Source organism: Gammaproteobacteria bacterium, from assembly GCA_041395725.1.
GTDB lineage: Bacteria > Pseudomonadota > Gammaproteobacteria > Pseudomonadales > Pseudohongiellaceae > NORP240.
Window position 1 is genome coordinate 4179807 of sequence record JAWKZW010000001.1, and the last position, 19526, is coordinate 4199332.

General features: G+C 56.7%; 13 protein-coding genes. 8 read left to right on the forward strand and 5 right to left on the reverse strand.

Translation table 11 applies throughout. The features are described from left to right. Window positions 1–220 precede the first annotated feature (220 nt). The gene (locus R3F50_18530; GenBank protein ID MEZ5492284.1) at window positions 221–1186 is read left to right on the forward strand and encodes a polyprenyl synthetase family protein; all 966 of its coding nucleotides are present in this window, start codon (window positions 221–223) and stop codon (window positions 1184–1186) included. 78 nt (window positions 1187–1264) lie between these two features. Here the strand turns inward: R3F50_18530 and R3F50_18535 are convergent, their stop codons facing one another. After that, window positions 1265–1702 (reverse strand): DUF4399 domain-containing protein, encoded by a 438-nt coding sequence (locus R3F50_18535; GenBank protein MEZ5492285.1) that lies wholly within the window; start codon window positions 1700–1702, stop codon window positions 1265–1267. 228 nt (window positions 1703–1930) lie between these two features. On the opposite strand from R3F50_18535, the gene R3F50_18540 reads away from it, so the two are divergent. After that, the gene (locus R3F50_18540; protein ID MEZ5492286.1) at window positions 1931–3820 is read left to right on the forward strand and encodes an acyl-CoA synthetase; all 1890 of its coding nucleotides are present in this window, start codon (window positions 1931–1933) and stop codon (window positions 3818–3820) included. Window positions 3821–3845: 25 nt separating this feature from the next. After that, on the forward strand, window positions 3846–4418 hold the full coding sequence (locus R3F50_18545) for a YSC84-related protein (protein ID MEZ5492287.1): 573 nt from the start codon (window positions 3846–3848) through the stop codon (window positions 4416–4418). Between the two features lie 96 nt (window positions 4419–4514). On the opposite strand, the gene R3F50_18550 is transcribed toward R3F50_18545, so the two are convergent. Further along, window positions 4515–6170, reverse strand: a complete 1656-nt coding sequence (locus R3F50_18550) for an electron transfer flavoprotein-ubiquinone oxidoreductase (protein MEZ5492288.1) — start codon at window positions 6168–6170, stop codon at window positions 4515–4517. Between the two features lie 377 nt (window positions 6171–6547). Between R3F50_18550 and R3F50_18555 the strand changes: the two genes are divergently transcribed. Both R3F50_18555 and R3F50_18560 read left to right on the forward strand, forming a co-directional pair. Continuing rightward, complete coding sequence (locus tag R3F50_18555; protein MEZ5492289.1) at window positions 6548–8713, forward strand: TonB-dependent receptor; 2166 nt, start codon at window positions 6548–6550, stop codon at window positions 8711–8713. 379 nt (window positions 8714–9092) lie between these two features. Continuing rightward, on the forward strand, window positions 9093–11243 hold the full coding sequence (locus R3F50_18560) for a TonB-dependent receptor (GenBank protein MEZ5492290.1): 2151 nt from the start codon (window positions 9093–9095) through the stop codon (window positions 11241–11243). A 73-nt stretch (window positions 11244–11316) separates the two neighbouring features. On the opposite strand, the gene R3F50_18565 is transcribed toward R3F50_18560, so the two are convergent. Then, window positions 11317–12042 carry a class I SAM-dependent methyltransferase gene (locus tag R3F50_18565; protein ID MEZ5492291.1) on the reverse strand — a complete coding sequence of 242 codons (726 nt, stop codon included), beginning with the start codon at window positions 12040–12042 and terminating at the stop codon, window positions 11317–11319. A 191-nt stretch (window positions 12043–12233) separates the two neighbouring features. Then, entirely contained in the window at window positions 12234–12410 is a 177-nt protein-coding gene (locus R3F50_18570) for a hypothetical protein (GenBank protein ID MEZ5492292.1), read from the reverse strand. Between the two features lie 296 nt (window positions 12411–12706). Here R3F50_18570 and R3F50_18575 point away from each other — a divergent pair, with 296 nt between their 5' ends. Next, window positions 12707–13891 (forward strand): CoA transferase, encoded by a 1185-nt coding sequence (locus R3F50_18575; protein ID MEZ5492293.1) that lies wholly within the window; start codon window positions 12707–12709, stop codon window positions 13889–13891. 151 nt (window positions 13892–14042) lie between these two features. Continuing rightward, window positions 14043–15173: an alpha/beta fold hydrolase gene (locus R3F50_18580; GenBank protein ID MEZ5492294.1), complete on the forward strand. Its 1131-nt coding sequence runs from the start codon at window positions 14043–14045 to the stop codon at window positions 15171–15173. A 6-nt stretch (window positions 15174–15179) separates the two neighbouring features. Here the strand turns inward: R3F50_18580 and rimO are convergent, their stop codons facing one another. Further along, entirely contained in the window at window positions 15180–16559 is a 1380-nt protein-coding gene (gene rimO, locus R3F50_18585; GenBank protein MEZ5492295.1) for a 30S ribosomal protein S12 methylthiotransferase RimO, read from the reverse strand. A 785-nt stretch (window positions 16560–17344) separates the two neighbouring features. On the opposite strand from rimO, the gene R3F50_18590 reads away from it, so the two are divergent. After that, the gene (locus tag R3F50_18590) at window positions 17345–19399 is read left to right on the forward strand and encodes a TonB-dependent copper receptor (GenBank protein ID MEZ5492296.1); all 2055 of its coding nucleotides are present in this window, start codon (window positions 17345–17347) and stop codon (window positions 19397–19399) included. Window positions 19400–19526: the final 127 nt, after the last annotated feature.

Sequence of the window (19526 nt, forward strand, 5' to 3'; positions counted from 1 at the left end):
CATTCCTACAGGGGCGGGCATTTTACGGGATCAGCACCGGCCTGGCAAGCCTCAATTCATTGCCTGCCCGGCTTACCCGCCAGGTATCCACCGCTCTTAATCATCGGCCGTTCAACCGACCGCCTGAGCAGCAGCGGGTTCTTGACACGGTAATCGAGCCTCCCTAGGATGGCGTCTCGAAAATAAGCCCCCAAACCGGCGACTCTGGCTACCTTATTCCATGTATAAATCGATCCGCGCAGCTGTTGAAAACGACTTTGAAGCCGTTAATCGCTATGTCGTCGAGCAACTCTATTCCAATGTCCCGCTGGTTGAAAGTATCGGGCATTATATCGTCGAAGCGGGCGGCAAGCGCATGCGCCCGGTACTGGTCCTGCTGAGTGCCCGGGCCTGCGGCAGCGAACAGGACAGCCCCATCAGTCTTGCCGCTGTCATCGAATTTATCCATACCGCTACATTGCTCCACGATGACGTGGTCGACATGTCCACCATGCGGCGGGGACGTCCGACAGCCAACAGCCAGTGGAGCGACCCCTCCAGCGTCCTGGTGGGTGACTTCATCTACTCCCGGGCCTTTCAGATTCTGGTCGCCCTGGACAATATGCGCATCATGCAGATCATGGCGGATACCACCAATCGCATCGCCGAAGGTGAAGTCCTGCAACTGCTTAACAAGCACAATGTGAACGTGACCGAGGCCGACTACCTGAGGGTCATCCACAATAAAACCGCTATTCTCTTCGAAGCTGCTGCCCAATGCGGCGCCATTCTGGCCGGTGCCGGTGAAGCCACCGAAAGCAGGCTGCGCGCTTTCGGGCTGCACGTAGGAACGGCCTTTCAATTGATTGACGACGTACTTGATTATGAAGGGGATGCGGAGAAACTGGGCAAGAATATCGGCGACGACCTGGCAGAAGGTAAACCCACTCTGCCGTTGATTTATGCCATCCATCAAAGCGGCCAGGCCGAGGCACAGCTGATCAAGAAGAGCCTCAAAGACGGCGGCCTCGACGAACTGGACAGTATCATTCAGATTGTCAGGGATTCAGGCGGGTTGGCCTATACCCGCAATCTGGCCGAAGAGCAGGCCGAAAAAGCCGTTGCCTGCCTGGCGGATCTGCCGGAGTCCAACTTCAAAACAGCGCTGGACTCCATGGCAAAATTCTCGGTGAACCGGGTCAGCTAGACTCAGAGCAGCTCCGCAAGTACGCAATAAACAATTCCGCATTAAAAGAGTTACCCGAGTCCGCTGACAATCGCGGTATCAGTTATCCACCACAGTGATTGTCACAACCTCCGATACCACCGGCGGGCTGTGCGGCAGGTGCAGATGATCGGCAAAAATCAATTGCAGGGTGTGCTCGCCTGGCGGCAGGGTCAAGCGGGTCTGGGTCTGACCGCCACCGAAATGGGTCACAGCATCACCTAAAGGAGCATCCAGGGTCGGCAATTCGACGCCATCCACCAGCAAGTGATGATGTCCGGTGTTGGCCCGCTCGACACCGGCAGGCGCTACGCCCATGCCAGCCAGGCCAAACTCCACGGTGAAGGTACTTGGCACAATCGCCCCGTTGGCGGGCGACATGATGTAGACCCTGGCGCCCTGTGGCGAAGACGATTGACTTAACTGCTGCGCCTCAACCGTTAAAACCGCCAGCAACATCGCAACAAAGGCAATTACCGGTTTAGATACTTTGCTCATTCAGGCCTCCTCATTTACCTGTCAGTGATGCAATACAAGAAACACGAAGCATAGCAACTTACCGCGGTTTTCCCAAAGCAATTCGCCGACTGCCGCCGGGGCCCCATAGTTTCCTCAACAATCCTCCTGCCCTTGTTATAAACTCTTGCCCGACAGCCAGTGACTTGGCAGCAGAAAGACGGTCGTCTGCAGCGCCTGAAAAAAAACACCGATGGGGAAGAAATCACTATGCCCAACACTCAACACCCCCTGACTGAGCCGCTGCTGGAAACGCTGCAGGCCATTGAAGAGTTTGAGCGAACCCCCCTAGAGCAGAATTTCCCCTATACAGACAGCTACGCGATGCTGCAGCGCAGCGCGGAGCGTTTCTCTGACGAGAGTGCCCTGGAGTTCCTGCTGACCGGCCAAAGGGATGAATCGCCCCGTGTCATCAGCTACCGGCAGCTGGAGGAACAGGTGACTCGAACCGCCAACCTGCTGAATTCCCTGGGTTTGCAGGCTGACCAGGCCGTGTCGCTGGTATTGCCGATTCTGCCGGAGACTCATTTTGCGATCCTGGGAGCCCAGGCAGCCGGCATTGCCAACCCAATCAACCCGATGCTGGAAGCGGATCATATCGGCGAAATCATGCACGCCGCCGAATCCAGAATCGTTGTCTGCCTGGCACCTTCTGAGCACAGTGATATCTGGCAGAAAGTGATTGCGGCGACCACTCATGCCGATACCATCGAAGTGATACTTGCGGTAAGCATCCCCGGTTTCACCAGTGACATTCCCGAGTCTCTGCCCGATTCCGGGATTCACATACTGAGTTACGCTTCTGCCCTGACCGACCAGGCCGGCGACAGGCTACTTAGTGAAAGACAGATCCCAGGCGACGATATCGCTGCCTATTTTCATACCGGCGGTACTACCGGGCGCCCGAAAATCGCCCAGCTGACCCACCGGAACATGGCCTTCCTGGGTCAGCTGATGCAGGTCTATACTGCCCACCAGCCGCGCCAGACAGTGCTTTGCGGGCTGCCTCTGTTCCACATCTACGGCGTCATCATACAGGGCATCGCCGCGTTCAGTGTCGGTTACCGCGTCGTGCTAATGACGCCGAACGGCTTTCGCTCGCCGGAGGCCATGAAGAACTTCTGGCATCACATCGGGCGTTTTCAGGTTAAGAGTTTTTCCACGGTACCCACTGTGTTGATGGCCCTGGCGCAGATCCCCGTGGGCGATGCCGACATCAGCTGTCTGACCAATATCAATTCCGGCGCAGCGCCCCTGTCCCACCCGTTCGAATTGAGCTTTGAAAAGAAATTTAACGTCGAGGTGGCCAATGGCTACGGCATGACCGAGACGACGGCATTGATTTCCCGGGCTCCATCCCACCAGCCGCCCGGCAGCGTGGGCATGCGCCTGCCCTATTCCAGAATCCGCATCGCCCGCATGGCGGGGCATAACGTGGAGCAGGACTGTGAGGTGGGTGACAGCGGCGTGATCCTGGTCAAAGGACCGCAGGTGTTCAAGGGCTACAAACACAGCTCGGACAATGCCAGTGCCTGGACCGATGACGGCTGGTTCAATACCGGCGACCTGGGTTACCTGGACGCCGATGGTTTTCTTTACCTGACGGGCCGGGCCAAGGATCTCATCATTCGCGGCGGACACAACATTGACCCGATTCTTATCGAAGAACCGCTGAACGCCCACCCGGCGGTCGCTATCGCCATTGCCGTTGGCCAGCCGGACCCGTACGCCGGGGAGCTGCCCATGGCGTTCATCCTGCTGGAACCTGGCCAGAATCTCAGCAGCGAGGAGCTTCACCAGTATTGCAAAGAGCACATATCTGAACGAGCAGCCATCCCCAAACGGTTCGAGTTCCTCGATGCCATGCCCCTGACTGCCGTCGGTAAAATATTCCGCCCGCGCCTGCGCCAGCTCATTACCGAGAAAGTACTGACTGAATTGCTGGCGGAACACCACATCGAGGCAACGGTTCACTGCCAGATCCACAAGCAGAAAGGCGTATCGGCCGATATACAGGTAACAGACCCCCAGGAGATCGAGATAACTCGAGAACTGGTACAGAACTTCACCCTGCCCATCAGCGTGGGCGGGACTTCGTAACTGGATTCAAGAAGAAGGTAAAGTCATGCCCAGGCCCATTAATTACATGTCACTGTTGCTGGCAGCCCTGTTACTGGTGCAGTGCACCACGACCGGGAGCCGCGGGGATACACCAGAGCAACGCCAGCAGGCGATCCGGGATATGCGTGCCGACGTACTGGAACAGCTGTTCAGAGTTAAGCCTGATGTTCGCCCCCAGATCGGCGAAGCCGTGGGCTATGCTGTTTTCAGCAACGCTAACATCAACATCGTGCTCGCCAGTTTCGGCAGCGGCATCGGCATCGTGCGGGACAACCGCAGCGGCCAGGAAACCTTCATGCGTATGGGCGAGATCGGTGTGGGATTCGGCGCCGGCGTCAAGGACTTCCGCGCCGTGTTCATATTCCATGACCAGGATTCCCTGGATGATTTTATCCAGTACGGCTGGATGTTTGGCGGCCAGGCAGATGCGGCTGCCAAAGCCAACGACCTGGGCGCCGCGGTGGCGGGTGAGGCGGTGCTGGACAATATCACCGTTTACCAGCTGACCCAGAGTGGCCTGGCGTTACAGGCCACTGTCAAAGGCACCCGCTACTGGAAAGACCCGGACCTTAACTGACAGGACTGAAAGAGGCCGGCACTCTATCCGACCTGGCGTTGGACCTGGCCCCTGTGCGCCAGACTGCGGCCACGGCCTGAGCACCCGGCCGGCAGTTCACATACCCGGGTAATTCGGCCCGCCACCCCCCTCAGGGACGACCCAGTTGATATTCTGAGCAGGGTCCTTGATGTCGCAGGTTTTACAATGCACGCAATTCTGTGCGTTGATCTGGAAGCGCTTTCCTCCGTTCTCCTCCACGACCTCGTAAACCCCGGCCGGACAGTAGCGCTGCGCCGGTTCATCGTAATCAGGCAGGTTGACCGCCAGGGGAATGGCAGGATCAGCCAGTTTCAGGTGACAGGGCTGATCCTCGGCGTGATTGGTATTGGACAGGAATACGGATGACAGTTTGTCAAAAGTGATTTTGCCGTCCGGCCTGGGGTATTCGATCCTGTTGCAGACAGCAGCCTTCTTGAGCTGTTCATGATCCCGACTGCGATCGTGAAAGGTTAGCGGGAAACGGCCGCGAAAAATATTCTGCTCGATAAACACCAGGGCACTGCCGATCCAGAAGCCGAATTTGTGAAAGCCGGCGCTGAAGTTTCTGGACTTGTGCAGCTCAGCATGAAGCTCACTGTTTTTAAACCGTTCGGTATATTCTTGCGGCTCAACGGACGGAGTTTCGGTACTCAGCTGTTCGAACAGGGTTTCCGCCGCCAGCATACCGGATTTCATCGCCGTATGGCTGCCCTTGATCTTGGCAGCATTCATGGTACCCGCGTCACAGCCGACCAGCATTCCGCCGGGGAACGTCATCCTTGGCAGAGAATTGAGACCACCCTTGATCAAGGCCCTGGCGCCATAGCTGATACGGGTTCCGCCTTCCAGGTACTGGCGTACGACGGGGTGCAGCTTGAATTTCTGAAATTCGTCGTAAGGGCTGATGTGCGGGTTCTGATAGGCCAGGTCCACGATGAGACCAACCGATACCTTATTGCCTTCGGTGTGATAAACAAACCCGCCACTGGTAGGCGCTGCGCTGTCTCCGATCATCGGATAGCCGGCAGTATGAACGACCAGCCCCTGCCTGTGCTGCCCGGCGGGCACTTCCCAGACTTCCTTCAGCCCGATGCCATAATGCTGAGGGTCGCTGTCCTTATCGAGCTCAAATCTGGCGATCAGTTCCTTACCCAGATGTCCGCGGCAGCCCTCCGCCAGCACCGTATACCGGGCATGAAATTCGAAACCGGGCTCGTAGGAATCCTTTTTCTCTCCTTCGGCATTGACCCCCATATCACCCGTCGCGACACCCTTGACGCTGCCATCGACGTTGTACAGCAACTCGGCGGCAGCAAACCCGGGAAACACTTCGACGCCCAGTTCCATGGCCTGCTCCGCCAGCCAGCGACAGAGATTGCCCAGAGAGATAATGTAATTGCCGTGATTGTGCATGGTGCGGGGAACCACCAGGCCAGGAAACTTGAACGAGGACCTGGCGTTGGGCAGGTAGTACACGTCATCGCCAGTGACCGGTGTATCCAGAGGCGCGCCCCGCTCTTTCCAGTCCGGGAACAGGGAATCCAGTGCTGAGGGTTCAAAAACCGCACCTGAAAGGATATGAGCGCCCACCTCGGAACCTTTTTCCACTACGCAAACCGATAGCTCCCTGCCTGCCTGGTTGGCCATCTGCATCAGTCGACAGGCAGTGCTTAATCCCGCCGGCCCGGCCCCTACAATGACTACATCGACTTCCATCGACTCGCGTTGCATAGTGAATCCTCGTGAGAACGATTAGATTAATGGTTATCCGGATCAGTCATACCTGCAGCGGAGCCTGAGGCTCCACTGATGAATTACCGCGAATGAATTACCACGCAGGTTTGTGGTAATTGATCAAAGGCTCCTTGAAAACCGCCGGCAGAGTGACTGTGCATTATCCTCGATTCCCCCTGCGGGCGCAAAATACACCGCCCGGCAGGCATTACAAAATGTCACAAAATTGCCCTGACTTTGCGTTTTTTCAGGCGTTGTTTGAGTGCATACTACGCGGCTTATTCTTGGAGTAGCTGTGTCTCTGCCTGGGCACCCTGCCATTACGACAGCTTGCAACTCCAGACATTCAAGGTTAATTCGGAGCATATAAGTTAATGAAACCTGCATTTCTACCCACCAGACTGACTCTGGCGATTGGCATGGCGAGCGCTATCCTGGCCTGCCAGGCCAGCCTGGTAATGGCCCAGGAGCTGTCAGACCAGCCCGTGACGACCGAAGACTCCACGGTCAGGTATCCAGCCTCCTATTTCAGCCAGTATCAGACCTACTCGGTCAACGACATGCTGGATCGAATTCCAGGCATTACGGTGGCCAGGGGTGGCGGCGGTCCCAGTGGCGGTCCTGGCTCAGGTGGTGGACGCGGACTGGGAGCCGGTGGCGATCAGATACTGATTAACGGTCGCAGGATTGCCGGCAAGGACAATGAAGGCGGCAACCAGCTGTCGCGCATTCCCTCCAACCAGGTCGATTACATTGAAATCATCCGCGGCACTTCCGGAGATCTGGACGTTCGCGGCGGGAATCAGGTGATCAATATCGTGCTCCTGCAGGCGGAATCAAGCGCCTCCTATGCCTACGAAATCAATATGGACCATCTTCAGGATGGCACCAACCGGCCTGGGATCAAGTTCTCAGTAACCGGTCAGCGCGGAGACCTGAACTATTTCCTCAGCGCCGAACGGGAACCCCGCTACGAGTTTCGTGACGGTTTTGAAACCAGCTATCGGCCCGACGGCAGCCTCAACGAGACGGTGGACCGGGACGAAACCCGGGATGCCTGGCCTGTCACCCTGAGCTCGAACGTTGGCTACGAATTCAGTGAGCAGGATGTCGCCAACCTGAATCTTCAGTGGACCGGCAATGACTTCGATTTCACTGCCGACCGGATTATCACCGATCTGGAATCCGATCCCCCTGCTTCGGTCATAGAGCGCGACGACACACCAACCGATGAAAGTTCCTGGGAAGTGGGCGGTGATTACATGCACACTTTCGGCAATGGGAGTCGCTGGAAGACACTGTTCATCGTCAATGAATCGGAGAACGAAGGTATTCGCAATCGCTTCAAGGTATTGGAAGACCGCGAATACACCGACCTGTATCTGCGCAATTATGCCCGCAACCGCGAACGCATAGTGCGTTCGTCCTACATTTTCGACCTGTTTGAAAATCAAAGTGTCGAAGCCGGTGTCGAACGGGCCCAGACCATACTGGATACTTCCCTGCAGCTTGGCCTGCTTACGTCGGCCGCGGGCCAGCCTCGCTTTGGCGGTTTGACTCCGTTCACCGATGCCAACGGCACTGTCGAGGAAATGCGCTACGAGTATTTCGCCATTCATAACTGGCAGATGAACGACCGCATGACCCTGGAAACCACGTTATTGTTCGAGGACAGTGAAATCTCGCAGGAAGGTGATTTCAACAAATCCCGGCAATTCAATTTCTTCCGGCCCAAGCTGGATTACCGCTTTGCCATCACTCCCTCGATCCAGCTGCGCGCCAGTATCGAGAAAGATGTGGCCCAGCTCAGCTTTGGTGATTTCACGGCCAACGTGGACCAGAGCGACGACGAACAGAACGCCTTCGAGGGTAATTCCGATCTGCGCCAGGAGCAGTCCTGGAAGTACGAGACAAACCTGGAAGTCCGCCTGCCCAACGATGCCGGCGTCATCAACACCAACCTCTACTACCATGACCTGGAAGACCTGATCGACAACATCGATGTATCCACGGAAGATCAGATCCTCTCCGCCCGGGGCAATATCGGGGACGGAGAACGCTACGGTGTCAACCTGGACAGCAGCCTGCGACTGGGGTTTTTGAGCCAGCCGGATATGCTGCTGACCGCCGGCCTGTCCATAGAGGAATCCACTGTCACCGACCCGTTTCTCAACCGGGAACGGGAGCGCTCCATCAGAGGTGGCGCCAGCCGCTACAGCTTCGGTTTCCGCCATGACCTGCCGGAGCGCAGCATGAACTGGGGCTTCAACTACCGTCGTGAGTTCTACAACGAGTTCATGGTTTACGACATCGACAAGACCGAACGGTACCCGAAGTTCGGCTCCTATTTCGGCTGGTTTGAAATGCAGCGCTGGGGCGGGCTTATCTATCGCCTGGAAGCTCGCGACAACCGGGACCGCTGCCGTATCCGTACCCGTTACATCAACGGCACCATCGCAACCGGCGTCATCGATGAGATCGAAGACTCCTGCTCCGACGCAGGGCCAGTGTACGCGATAAAAATCCGCGGTACTTTCTGAGCGTCTGCCTGACAACCTGCTGATCAGCCCATCTCAGCAGCAGGCATAGCCTCCTGGCCCGGTCACCCGGGCCAGGAAACCTGGCACATTGCCGCTTTGCTAAACTTTCCAGCCCCGAAAACGATATAGATTTTTATGGCCCGGTTCACAGAATGAACCTGTACGACGCCGTTTTGACATCGTTCACCCTATTCTGACAAAAAGTCACAAAATCAAGAGCCGGTCTTTACTATACTGGCTGACTTGCATTAAGGAATTTTTGATTAATTACCGCAGAGACCTGTGGTAATTAATCAGAGGCTCCTCAAACGGGCGGGAAATCCGAGTCAGCGCCAGACTGACCCCGGCTTGATGAAAAGAATTACAGGAGTCCTTCGTAATGAGACCACAGCTTACCAATAAGCTGCTTGGGGCAACCGCTCTCAGTCTGGCAATATCTCTGGCAAATCAATCCTTCGCACAGGCACCGGCCGGCGTCGAAGACGAGCTGGAATCCACCACAGTTTCCTATCCCGCTTCTTATTTCGATGAGTATTCACCGGTTTCCGCCAACGATATGGTGAGTGTTATTCCAGGCGTCAACCTGGCCATGGGCGGCGGCGGTGGCAATCGCCGCGGCCTGGGCTCCGGCCAGAATGAAATCCTGATCAACGGCCAACGGGTGACGGGCAAAAGCATGTCCGGCCGGGATCAGTTGAGCCGCATTCCGGCCGACCAGGTTCAGTCCATCGAGATCATTCGCGGCGCATCGGAAGAACTGGGCGTGCGAAACTCAGGCCAGACCCTGAACATTGTGCTGAGAGACGCCCAGTCCCGGCGCAGCGTCAATACCGAACTAAACATGAGCCGTTACCGGGATGCCACGCTCGCTCCCGGTGGTCAACTGTCGGTTACCGGGCAGACCGGCGATTTAAGCTACCTGGTCAGTGCCGAGGCAGAACCTCGTTACCAGAACCGCCTTACCAACGAGGTCAGCTACGACCCCGACTACAACCTGCTTGAAACCCGCGACGAGGTGCGCATTCAGGAGCGCACCGATGTTAATTTCAACAGCGCCTTCAGCTACCAGTTCAGCAAGGATCTGGTGCAATTGAACGCCAGCTACGGAACCCGTAACCCACCCACAGACACAGAGCGGACGATTACCGATTACAGCGGTGCTGTGCCACTGAGCCGACTGGAACGGGAGCAGAACAGCTTCGATCGATACGAGTGGGAGCTCGGCGGGGACTGGGAGCACAGCTTTGACAATGGCAGCAGGTATCGCATGCTGTTCGTGGTTAACGACCGGCAGGGGGAAGGGATTCGGGAGCGTTTTCAGATTGATGCAGAGGGGGAGGCCGAGAAGAATCTCTACCTCTACAATCTGGGCCGGGATCGGGAGCGCATCACCCGCAATTCTTACATTTTCAATCCATTGCAGGACCACGGCGTGGAAGTTGGTATCGAGGCCGCCCAGACCATCCGCAACAATGGCCTGCGCCTTGGGGTGGCGGGATCCGGAACCGCTTCTGAGGCGGTCGGCGGTCTGGTACCGGTGACTATCAATAACGCCTTTTCCGAAATCGAGGAGATGCGCTACGAGACATTTGCCATTCACAACTGGCAGTTGAATGAGCGGATGACCCTGGAAAGCACCCTGATCCTGGAACAGTCGGAAATTACCCAGACAGGTGATGTCCTCAACCAGCGTGATTTCCAGTTCATCCGGCCGAAGGTGGACTACCGCTTCAATCTTACCGACACCATTCAATTGCGCGCATCGGTTGAAAAAGATGTCTCACAGCTGAGCTTCTCGGACTTCAGCGCTACAATCGACAACAATGACGAAGACAAGAACACTGAAGCCGGCAACCCCGATATCGTGCAGGAACAGTCCTGGGTCTACCGCATGGGGTTTGAGTACCGCCTGCCGGAAAATATCGGCGTGCTCAGTTCCAATTTCTTCTACCGTGACATTGAGGATGTTATCGACCGGATCGATGTGACGACCAACCCGGATACCCCAATATCCGCGCGCGGCAATATTGGCGATGGTGAACGGTGGGGAGTCAGACTGGATGCCAGTTCGCGGCTTGGTTTTATCGGCCTGCCCGATGCGCTGGTCACCGCCAATCTGAATCTGCAGGACTCCCGGGTCATGGATCCCTTCCTCGGCATCGAGCGCCGCACTGCCAATAACGGTCGCGGCTGGGGTAACCTGGGCTTTCGCCACGACCTGACAGCCTGGAACATGAACTACGGAATGAACTATTCGAACCAGATCAACGGCGGCTCAGGCCGCACCACCATTGACGTTGACGATATCGAAATAGAGGAACGCGAACCCTTCCTGGCCCTGTTCATCGAAAAGCGGGCCTTCGGGGGTACCACGATCAGGCTGGAAGCACAGAACGCGCTGGACAGCGTTTTCTGTCGGGACCGGATCCGTTACCTGGGCGCAACAGCTGACGGTGTCGTGGAGGAGATCGAAAATACCTGCAATGGTGAGGGCCGTCAGTTTGCATTGAAAGTGCGCCGCACCTTCTAACCAGGGCGCTGACTCAGGTTGCTGAGCTCCCCGCGCGTTTAAATAAGTGCGGGGGTTTTCGGCTGTCAGGCTGCTATTCCACCTTGGTGAATATCATCATGTGCTGCCAGGGTAGAAAATCCAGGGTCTCAGTCCATTCAAGATTGAATACCAGCATTTCCTTGACCACCTGTTCTTCGGTCATCTTATGGAGTGGGCGTATTGGCACCCTGGGATCTTCAGCCCGGTATTCCAGCAGAAAAACCCTGCCACCCGGCCTAAGCGCCTGGTAGATGCCCCTGATCATTTCGTAGGGATGGGAGAACTCGTGATAGGCATCCACCATAATTGCCGCGTCAATGGAGTTCGGCGGCAGGTTGGGGTCGTCGATCTGACCCAGCACACCTTCGATGTTACTGACCCCTTCTGCTGCCTGACGTTGCTCGAGCAGGGTGAGCATCTCTGGCTGAATATCGACTGCCAGCACCTTACCCTCGGGAACCTGGCGCGCGATTCGAAACGAAAAATAGCCGGTGCCTGCGCCGATGTCGGCAACCACATGATCAGGCTCCAACCCCATATTCGCCACCACCTGATCGGGCTGCTCCTGCTGGATTCGTTCGGGTCTCTCCAGCCAGTCCGCTCCCTGGTGCCCCATGACACGGGAAATCTCGCGGCCCTGGTAAAACTTGCCGATCCCGTCCTGGCTCCTGGCCGCGTTGTAGACATAACCGGGCCCATCCTGGGCAAGCGCCATAGCCATAGGTAATGAAAAAGCGGCTAGCAACAACAAAGATCGAACAGCGGAACGCGGGTTCATGGCATCACCTGAAAGCAGCGGGTCTGGCTGAGCACCAGAGACAGGCATAGCCTGCCGGGGAACGACCAGATCCGGTGTGGGGAGGTTAGAGACTGCTGATTATTGCAGAGAGTGAGAGATTTGCAACCAAGACAAGCTGTTGCAGGACTGTAATGACGATAATTCAGGTAACGTTGATCGCATTCGTAACGCTAGAGCAGCCGCAGCAGCCGGTAGCCGTTACCCTTGCACTTTGGACAGGGCTCCTGTTTAACTGTTACCCCACGCCCGTCGCAGCCGTCACAGATATCTTTATAGGGCTGCTTCAGAATGGCCTGTAATTCTTTCATCACCTGGGGATGCACCCCTTTGTCTACTATCGCGTTCATGTCAGGAATTCCAGTGAATCTTGTTCTGCCAAACATCCCGCGAACGCTCACTTCACGGGACTTGATGAGAGGTCCGTAGTATGAAGAATCCCGTTGCCAGGCAGCGTTAACCAGGTCACAAATCACCAAAAAACCAATACGCGGGCGGCCGCGTCGAAGCCCGCGCCTGCCACCCTCAGTGTGCTAGAATCCGGTGTTGTTTTAATCACTTACCATATCGATTCAGGATTGGGTGGCCCTCTCCGTCAGCGGTGACTGCCCGGGCTTGACGGCAACTTACCGGAGAACAGAAACACATGAGTAAAGTATTGGAGGGGATCCGGGTCCTTGACTTTGGCCGCTATATTGCAGGCCCGTTCTGCGCCACGCTGCTGGGTGATATGGGTGCCGAAGTCATCCGGGTGGAGAAAGTCGACGGCAGCGAAGACCGCTTTCTGTCGCCGGTCTCAGAGCAGGGAGACGGTGCGCTTTTCATGCAGATGGGCCGCAACAAACTGGGTCTCACCCTGAACCCGATGAAACCGGAGGGTCGGGAAATCGTCCGGAAGCTGGTGGCCACAGCAGACGTGGTTGTCGCCAACCTGCCCCCCGATACCCTCCAGGCGATGGGGCTGGACTACGCGAGTCTGTGTGCAACCAAGCCCGATATCATCCTGACCATGATCTCCGCCTTTGGCACCGGAGGCCCCTACCAGAACCGGGTTGGCTTCGACGGCCTCGGCCAGGCCATGTCCGGCAACATGTACCTGTCCGGCACCAGCGACCAGCCGGTCAAGGCCTATGCCCCCTATATAGACTTCGGCACCGCCAGCCTCAGCGCCTTCGGCACCCTGGCAGCACTTTACCAGCGACAGAAAACCGGCCAGGGCCAGATTGTGGAGGGGTCTCTGTTCAATACCGCTCTCACTATGATGAATGGCACCCTGATTGAGCAGGCCATCATCAAGCGCAACCGGGTCGCCACCCTGAATCGTTCACAAACCTCCGCCCCGGCGGACACATTTAAAACCCTGGATGGCTGGGTCCTGGTGCAGTCGGTAGGAGGGCCACTGTTCAAACGCTGGGTGGAATTGATCGGCGAACCTCACTGGCTGGACGATCCCCGTTTCCAGACTGATATCAGCCGCGGCGATCATGGCGCCCTGATCAGCGAGAGATTGGCTGCCTGGTGCGCCGAGCGCACTTCCGCTGAAGTGCTGGAGGCTATGGAGCAGGCACGGATACCGGCCGGACCGGTACTGTCACCGCAGCAGGTGCTGGAAGACCCCCATGTCGCCGCCAAGGACTTGCTCAAGAACACCGAATTTCCCGGTGCCGCCCATCCCGCACCGATCATGCAGACACCAGTGGAATTGTCCGACACGCCTGGCGAAGTTCGTCACAGGGCTCCCCTGCTTGGCGAACACACCGACCGCATCATGCAGGAACTGGGCTACAGCGATGAAGCTATCGCAGAGCTGCGCAGCAAACGTGTGATTTAGGGAACCTCCGATCAGTTACGGCAATGGCCTGCGGTAGTTAACAGACTGCTGATCAGCGGTTCCTGAGGCTTTCAATCGGGCCAGCCAGGCGTGTATAGTTCTAACAGAATAAGGTTTTGAGAAAAACGTTCTTACACCCAAGGAGGGATCCATGAAAAATAAATCAACCTTGCTGATAAGCTTACTGCTGGCCAGCTTTCCCCTGTTCGCACAGGAACAAGTCCTTACCATCGACCACTATGTACCGGTATTCTCCTGGGCTCCGGCCATGCAGGGAGAGCAGGCGCAGATCTATGTGCGGGAACGCACGCTGCCGAGCACCCTGGCACGCAGCAAAGATCTGAGCGGGCAGATCGTACTGTTCATTCACGGCGCGGGAACTCCCGCCGAAGTGGCATTTGACCCGCCCCACGAGGGCTTCAGCTGGATGGGTTATCTGGCGCAGGCGGGATTTGATACGTTTGCCATGGACACTACCGGTTACGGCCGTTCGACCCGTCCCTCTGTCATGAACGATATCTGTAACCTGTCACCCACGCAGCAGCAGGATTTTGTTCCGACCACCCTCTCCCAGCCCTGTGAGCCCAGCTACGCCTATGCCGCCACTACCATCGAATCGGACTGGCACGACATCAACGCTGTCGTGGAATACCTGTTGGCAAGCCGCAATGTGGACAGTATCCATCTGGTAGCCTGGTCTCTGGGAGGCCCGCGAGCGGCAGGCTATACCGCCCTGTACCCCGACAAGGTTGAGCGCCTGGTATTGCTGGCGCCGGCCTACAACAGGAACCGCGCGGCCCGGCGCCCTGCTGCTATTCCTGTACCCGGAGCGGCCTTTACCAAGCAATCCCGACAGGACTTTGTCACCAATTGGGACCGCCAGGTAGGCTGCAGCAATCAGTATCAGCAATCCGTCAGCGACGCGGTGTGGACAGCCATGCTGGATTCCGACCCGATTGGCGCCACCTGGGGAAAGGGTGTCAGACGCGCACCACGCACCAGCACCTGGGGGTGGGGACCGGCCGAAGTTGCTGCCACCCACAACCCGATGCTGCTGGTGGCCGGCATTCACGACCGACAGATTCCGGCCAGCCTGGTCACACAACTGTATGAAGACCTGGGTGCAAGCGAAAAGGTACTATTGGACCTGGGCTGCGCCTCCCATAACGCCATGTGGGAGAGCAATGCCGAAATTCTTTTCGATGCCTCTCTGCAATGGCTGCGCGACGGTCAGGTTGACGGTGTCAGCAGCGGTATTCTTAGCAAGGGCTATTACGAATAATCGGTTTCAACCCGACACGGCGTCGGCGGGTACTGCATAGAGATCGTACTCGTCGGCGTCAGTGACTGTAACCCACACCAGGTCTCCGGGCCGCAGGTCGCCGGCCTCATCCAGGTAAACCAGACCATCTATTTCGGGCGCATCGGCACTGGAGCGAGCTATCGCACCCTGGTCATTTACTTCGTCTATCAGCACCTCGAGCGTGCGCCCTATCCTGTCTTTCAACCGTCTGCTGCTGACTGCCTGCTGCACAGCCATGAAACGCTCCCAACGCTCCTGTTTCAGCGCGTCATCAACCTGCCCTTCCAACTCATTAGACCTGGCCCCTTCTACCGGCGAATATTGAAAACAGCCAACCCTGTCCAGCTGCGCCTGCTCGAGAAAATCCAGCAGATAGCGAAAATCCTCTTCCGTTTCACCGGGAAAACCGACGATGAAGGTACTGCGAAGTGTCAGATCCGGACACTGCCGGCGCCAGGCCTGAATACGGGCCAGGTTGTCTTCCGCCGCCGCCGGTCGTTTCATGCTGCGCAGAATCCGCGGACTGGCGTGCTGAAAAGGGATATCCAGATAGGGCAGCAGCCTGCCCTCCGCCATCAACGGAATGATGCGGTCCACGTGGGGATAAGGATAGACATAGTGCAACCGCACCCAGACGCCCAGATCCGCCAGTGCTTCGCACAACCCCTGCATATCCGCCCGAACGGGGCGCCCCTGCCAGAACCCCGTGCGATACTTGATATCCACACCGTAGGCACTGGTATCCTGGGAAATAACCAGTAATTCCCGCACGCCGGCATCAACCAGCCGCCTGGCCTCTTCAAGCACCTGATCAACCGGCCGGCTGACCAGTTTGCCACGCATGGAGGGGATAATGCAGAAACTGCATTTGTGATTACAGCCTTCAGAAATTTTAAGATAGGCATAATGCCGCGGGGTCAGCTTCACACCCTGCGGTGGAACCAGATCCACGTAGGGGTCATGCTGCAACTGCGGAGGGATCACTTCGTGTACCGCGGCAACAACCTGCTCATAAGCCTGCGGACCACTGACATTCAACACACCAGGATGAATCTTTGTGATCGCTTCGGCATCCGCGCCCATGCACCCTGTCACGATCACCTTGCCATTTTCCTGCAGTGCCTCACCGATCGCCTCCAGAGATTCCTGCTTGGCGCTGTCGATAAATCCGCAGGTATTTACCACCACTACTTTCGCATCGGCATAGGTCGGGGCGATCTCATATCCTTCCATGCGCAATTGCGTAAGGATACGTTCCGAATCCACCAGGGCTTTCGGGCACCCAAGGGAAACAAACCCCACCCGATTGGAGACGATCTGTGGGCCTGCTGTTTGTTTACTGGAATCTTGCTTCTTCGTAGGCATCGGCTGCGGGCTTGCTGGAAAAGCCCTATTCTAACCGTTGACGCCTGTTACTGTAAGCAGTGCGTACATCTTTGTATAACGCCCTACAACCTGCCAGCGTCTGAGACACCGGCACCCGATCCTTTTTCCAAGGGAAACTCTGATCAGCAACCGCGATGCTTTGCGGGAGTCCGCCGGGCGCCACTGCCAGGCGCCGTGCGCCCGGGATGGTCACTCACTCCCATGCCTCCGGAGTCGGCAGGATCGATCGCCCTCCCCCTTTTTCATGCGAGAGCCATTAATGTCAGGGCAGTGCCAACGCTATCAATTGCCCGGTCTCGCCGCGCACGCCACCATCCACTGCCGGCCGATATACTGCTTGCCAGCGGCCATGCAGGTAACGGGGGCAGCGTGAAACCTCGCGGGTCACTGAAACCGCCACAATCCCTCATCGTCGCCTGAATCGAGCTCAGTACATTGTGCGTCTCCTGAGCAGGATTTTCAGGAACCCGACCTCCGTTCAGACCGAGCGTCCCGGATAGTCAGGTTATCAAACTGACAGTCAATGAATTACTTCTCGGCAGCAGACCAGAGACGGGTTTGCTGTTCCAATCAGGGCTGAACTGATCCGGGATAAGCTGCCGCCCCCAACTTTGATCTAAATCAACTGAAGCAGATTATTTTTTAAAAAAGGCGCCAGGTGCGACCATTTGACACATCCGCAGCACGATGATGCTGGTCTATAGTTCCTGAAAGTATTTTTTCGATCCCGGTGACCGGGTCACGACCACACGGAGAAAAGTATCATGCATCGCAAAAAGTCACTGTCCCTGGCGATTCTTGCCACCTTGAGCCAGGCGAGCCTGGCGGCCGAACAATCCCAGGTAGCAAGAACCCTGGAGGAGATGGTCGTTACCGGTGTCCGGATGGATTCTCCACTCAATATTGTGACTGACCCGAAAACGCCGAGGCAACCTTTACCTGCACATGATGGCGCCGACTACCTGAAAACCATTCCCGGCTTCTCGGTAATCCGCAAAGGTGGGGGCGGAGGCGACCCGGTTCTGCGTGGTATGGCCGGTTCGAGATTATCGCTGCTGATGGATGGAGAGATGATCCTCGGCGGCTGCGGTAACCGCATGGATCCACCCACTGCCTACATATTTCCCGAGTCTTATGACACCATCCGCGTCATCAAGGGTCCCCAGTCGGTTCAGTACGGTCCCGGCAACTCTGCAGGGATCGTTCTGTTTGACCGCGACACGTCGAGACCCGAAGAGTCGGGCTGGGAGGTTCATTCCAGCGCAGTCGGTGGCAGCTACGGCCGCAACGATCAGATTCTCGATGCCACCATGAGCACGCCGACATTTACCTTGCGTGGCACGGGTACCCATTCTGCCCAGAATGACTACGAGGATGGTGATGGAACCAGTATCCACTCCGAATATGAACGCTGGAGCACGCAACTGAGCCTGGCGTGGACGCCGGATGACACAACCTATCTTGAAATGGGTGCTGCGCGCAGCGACGGCGAGACGGCCTACGCCGACCGTGGAATGGACGGTACTGTGTTCGACCGTGAGAATTACAGCATTAAATTTGAAAAAAAGAATCTGACGACACTGATCGAATCGTTGGAAATGAATGCGTTCTACAACTATGTAGACCATGTTATGGACAATTATACGCTGCGCGAGCCATCGGCCATGATGCCCAACCCTATGGCCAGCAACCCCGATAGAAAAACGACCGGCGCACGCCTGGCAATGACCCTTAGGCCCGCACCAGAGTACGAAGTCGTGCTGGGTATCGACACACAGGCTAATAAGCACAGTGTTCGCAGCACGATGAATCAGACAATGATGCCGTACGAGAACATGGCCCGTAATCCGGATGCCGAATTTCAACAGGTTGGGCTGTTTGGGGAACTCTCATGGGACTTAAGCATGAACAACAGGATCATTGCCGGCCTGAGGACAGATCGCTGGCAAGCGGAGGACACTCGCGAAAATGTTCAGCTCAACATGATGATGTCGATGCCTAATCCCACCTTCGGAAAGGAACGGGAAGAAACCCTGCAGAGCGGTTTTCTGCGCTATGAAAAGACTCTGCTGGCGGGCTCCACGACTTTTTTCGCTGGATTGGGCCACAGCGAGCGATTTCCGGATTACTGGGAAATGATCGGCAAGGAGAGCGCCGATTCGACCAGTGCATTTTATATCGATCCGGAAAAAACCACCCAGCTCGATGTAGGGTTCATGTATCAGTACGGGGGTTGGGATGGTAGCGTTTCCCTGTTCGCTAACGAAATCAAAGACTACCTGATGATTGAATCCGGTTATCTGAAGCCGGCTATGGGCGGCACCCGGTCCGCTTCAATAGTCCGCAATATCGACGCCCGGACATGGGGGCTGGAACTGGATGGTCAGTATCACTTTAACGATTACTGGCGCACCGAAATCACCCTGGCCTCGGTACGAGGCGCCAACGATACCGATGGCCGCACTCTGCCACAACTGCCACCGCTGGAAGGAAGAGTCGGACTCTACTATGACAACAGCAACTGGTCAGCCGGCATGATGTGGCGCAGCATCTCCGCCCAGGATCGCTTCGATATTAATCGCGGCAACATCGTCGGCCAGGACTTCGGTCCCACTGGCTCGGCCAATATTCTGTCAATGAATGGTGGCTGGCGTTATTCTGACAGCCTGAGCTTCACTGCCGGTGTCGACAACGTCCTCGATGAAACCTATGCGGAGCACATCAGCCGCGCGGGTGCGGCAATCGCCGGATTCGACCAGACCACCCGGGTCAATGAACCAGGTCGTATCCTCTGGGTGCGGGCGCAGCTGACGTTCTGACCAGATGGCGATTACCACAGCCTGACTGCAATCAGCAATTCACGTATAAAAAGCGCCAGTTGCCTGGTGCTTTTTATGCGTATTTGTTGACGGGCATCGTAACTGCAAAGTTCCCGGCACTTTCAGT

Bases quoted from the DNA above. Each gene is read 5' to 3' on its own strand.
- R3F50_18535 (MEZ5492285.1), bottom strand. From the start codon at position 1,702: ATGAGCAAAGTATCTAAACCGGTAATTGCCTTTGTTGCGATGTTGCTG.
- R3F50_18570 (MEZ5492292.1), bottom strand. From the start codon at position 12,410: ATGAACGCGATAGTAGACAAAGGGGTGCATCCCCAGGTGATGAAAGAA.
- R3F50_18575 (MEZ5492293.1), top strand. From the start codon at position 12,707: ATGAGTAAAGTATTGGAGGGGATCCGGGTCCTTGACTTTGGCCGCTAT.
- R3F50_18555 (MEZ5492289.1), top strand. From the start codon at position 6,548: ATGAAACCTGCATTTCTACCCACCAGACTGACTCTGGCGATTGGCATG.
- R3F50_18590 (MEZ5492296.1), top strand. From the start codon at position 17,345: ATGCATCGCAAAAAGTCACTGTCCCTGGCGATTCTTGCCACCTTGAGC.
- R3F50_18540 (MEZ5492286.1), top strand. From the start codon at position 1,931: ATGCCCAACACTCAACACCCCCTGACTGAGCCGCTGCTGGAAACGCTG.
- R3F50_18560 (MEZ5492290.1), top strand. From the start codon at position 9,093: ATGAGACCACAGCTTACCAATAAGCTGCTTGGGGCAACCGCTCTCAGT.
- R3F50_18580 (MEZ5492294.1), top strand. From the start codon at position 14,043: ATGAAAAATAAATCAACCTTGCTGATAAGCTTACTGCTGGCCAGCTTT.
- rimO (MEZ5492295.1), bottom strand. From the start codon at position 16,559: ATGCCTACGAAGAAGCAAGATTCCAGTAAACAAACAGCAGGCCCACAG.
- R3F50_18565 (MEZ5492291.1), bottom strand. From the start codon at position 12,042: ATGAACCCGCGTTCCGCTGTTCGATCTTTGTTGTTGCTAGCCGCTTTT.
- R3F50_18530 (MEZ5492284.1), top strand. From the start codon at position 221: ATGTATAAATCGATCCGCGCAGCTGTTGAAAACGACTTTGAAGCCGTT.
- R3F50_18545 (MEZ5492287.1), top strand. From the start codon at position 3,846: ATGCCCAGGCCCATTAATTACATGTCACTGTTGCTGGCAGCCCTGTTA.
- R3F50_18550 (MEZ5492288.1), bottom strand. From the start codon at position 6,170: ATGCAACGCGAGTCGATGGAAGTCGATGTAGTCATTGTAGGGGCCGGG.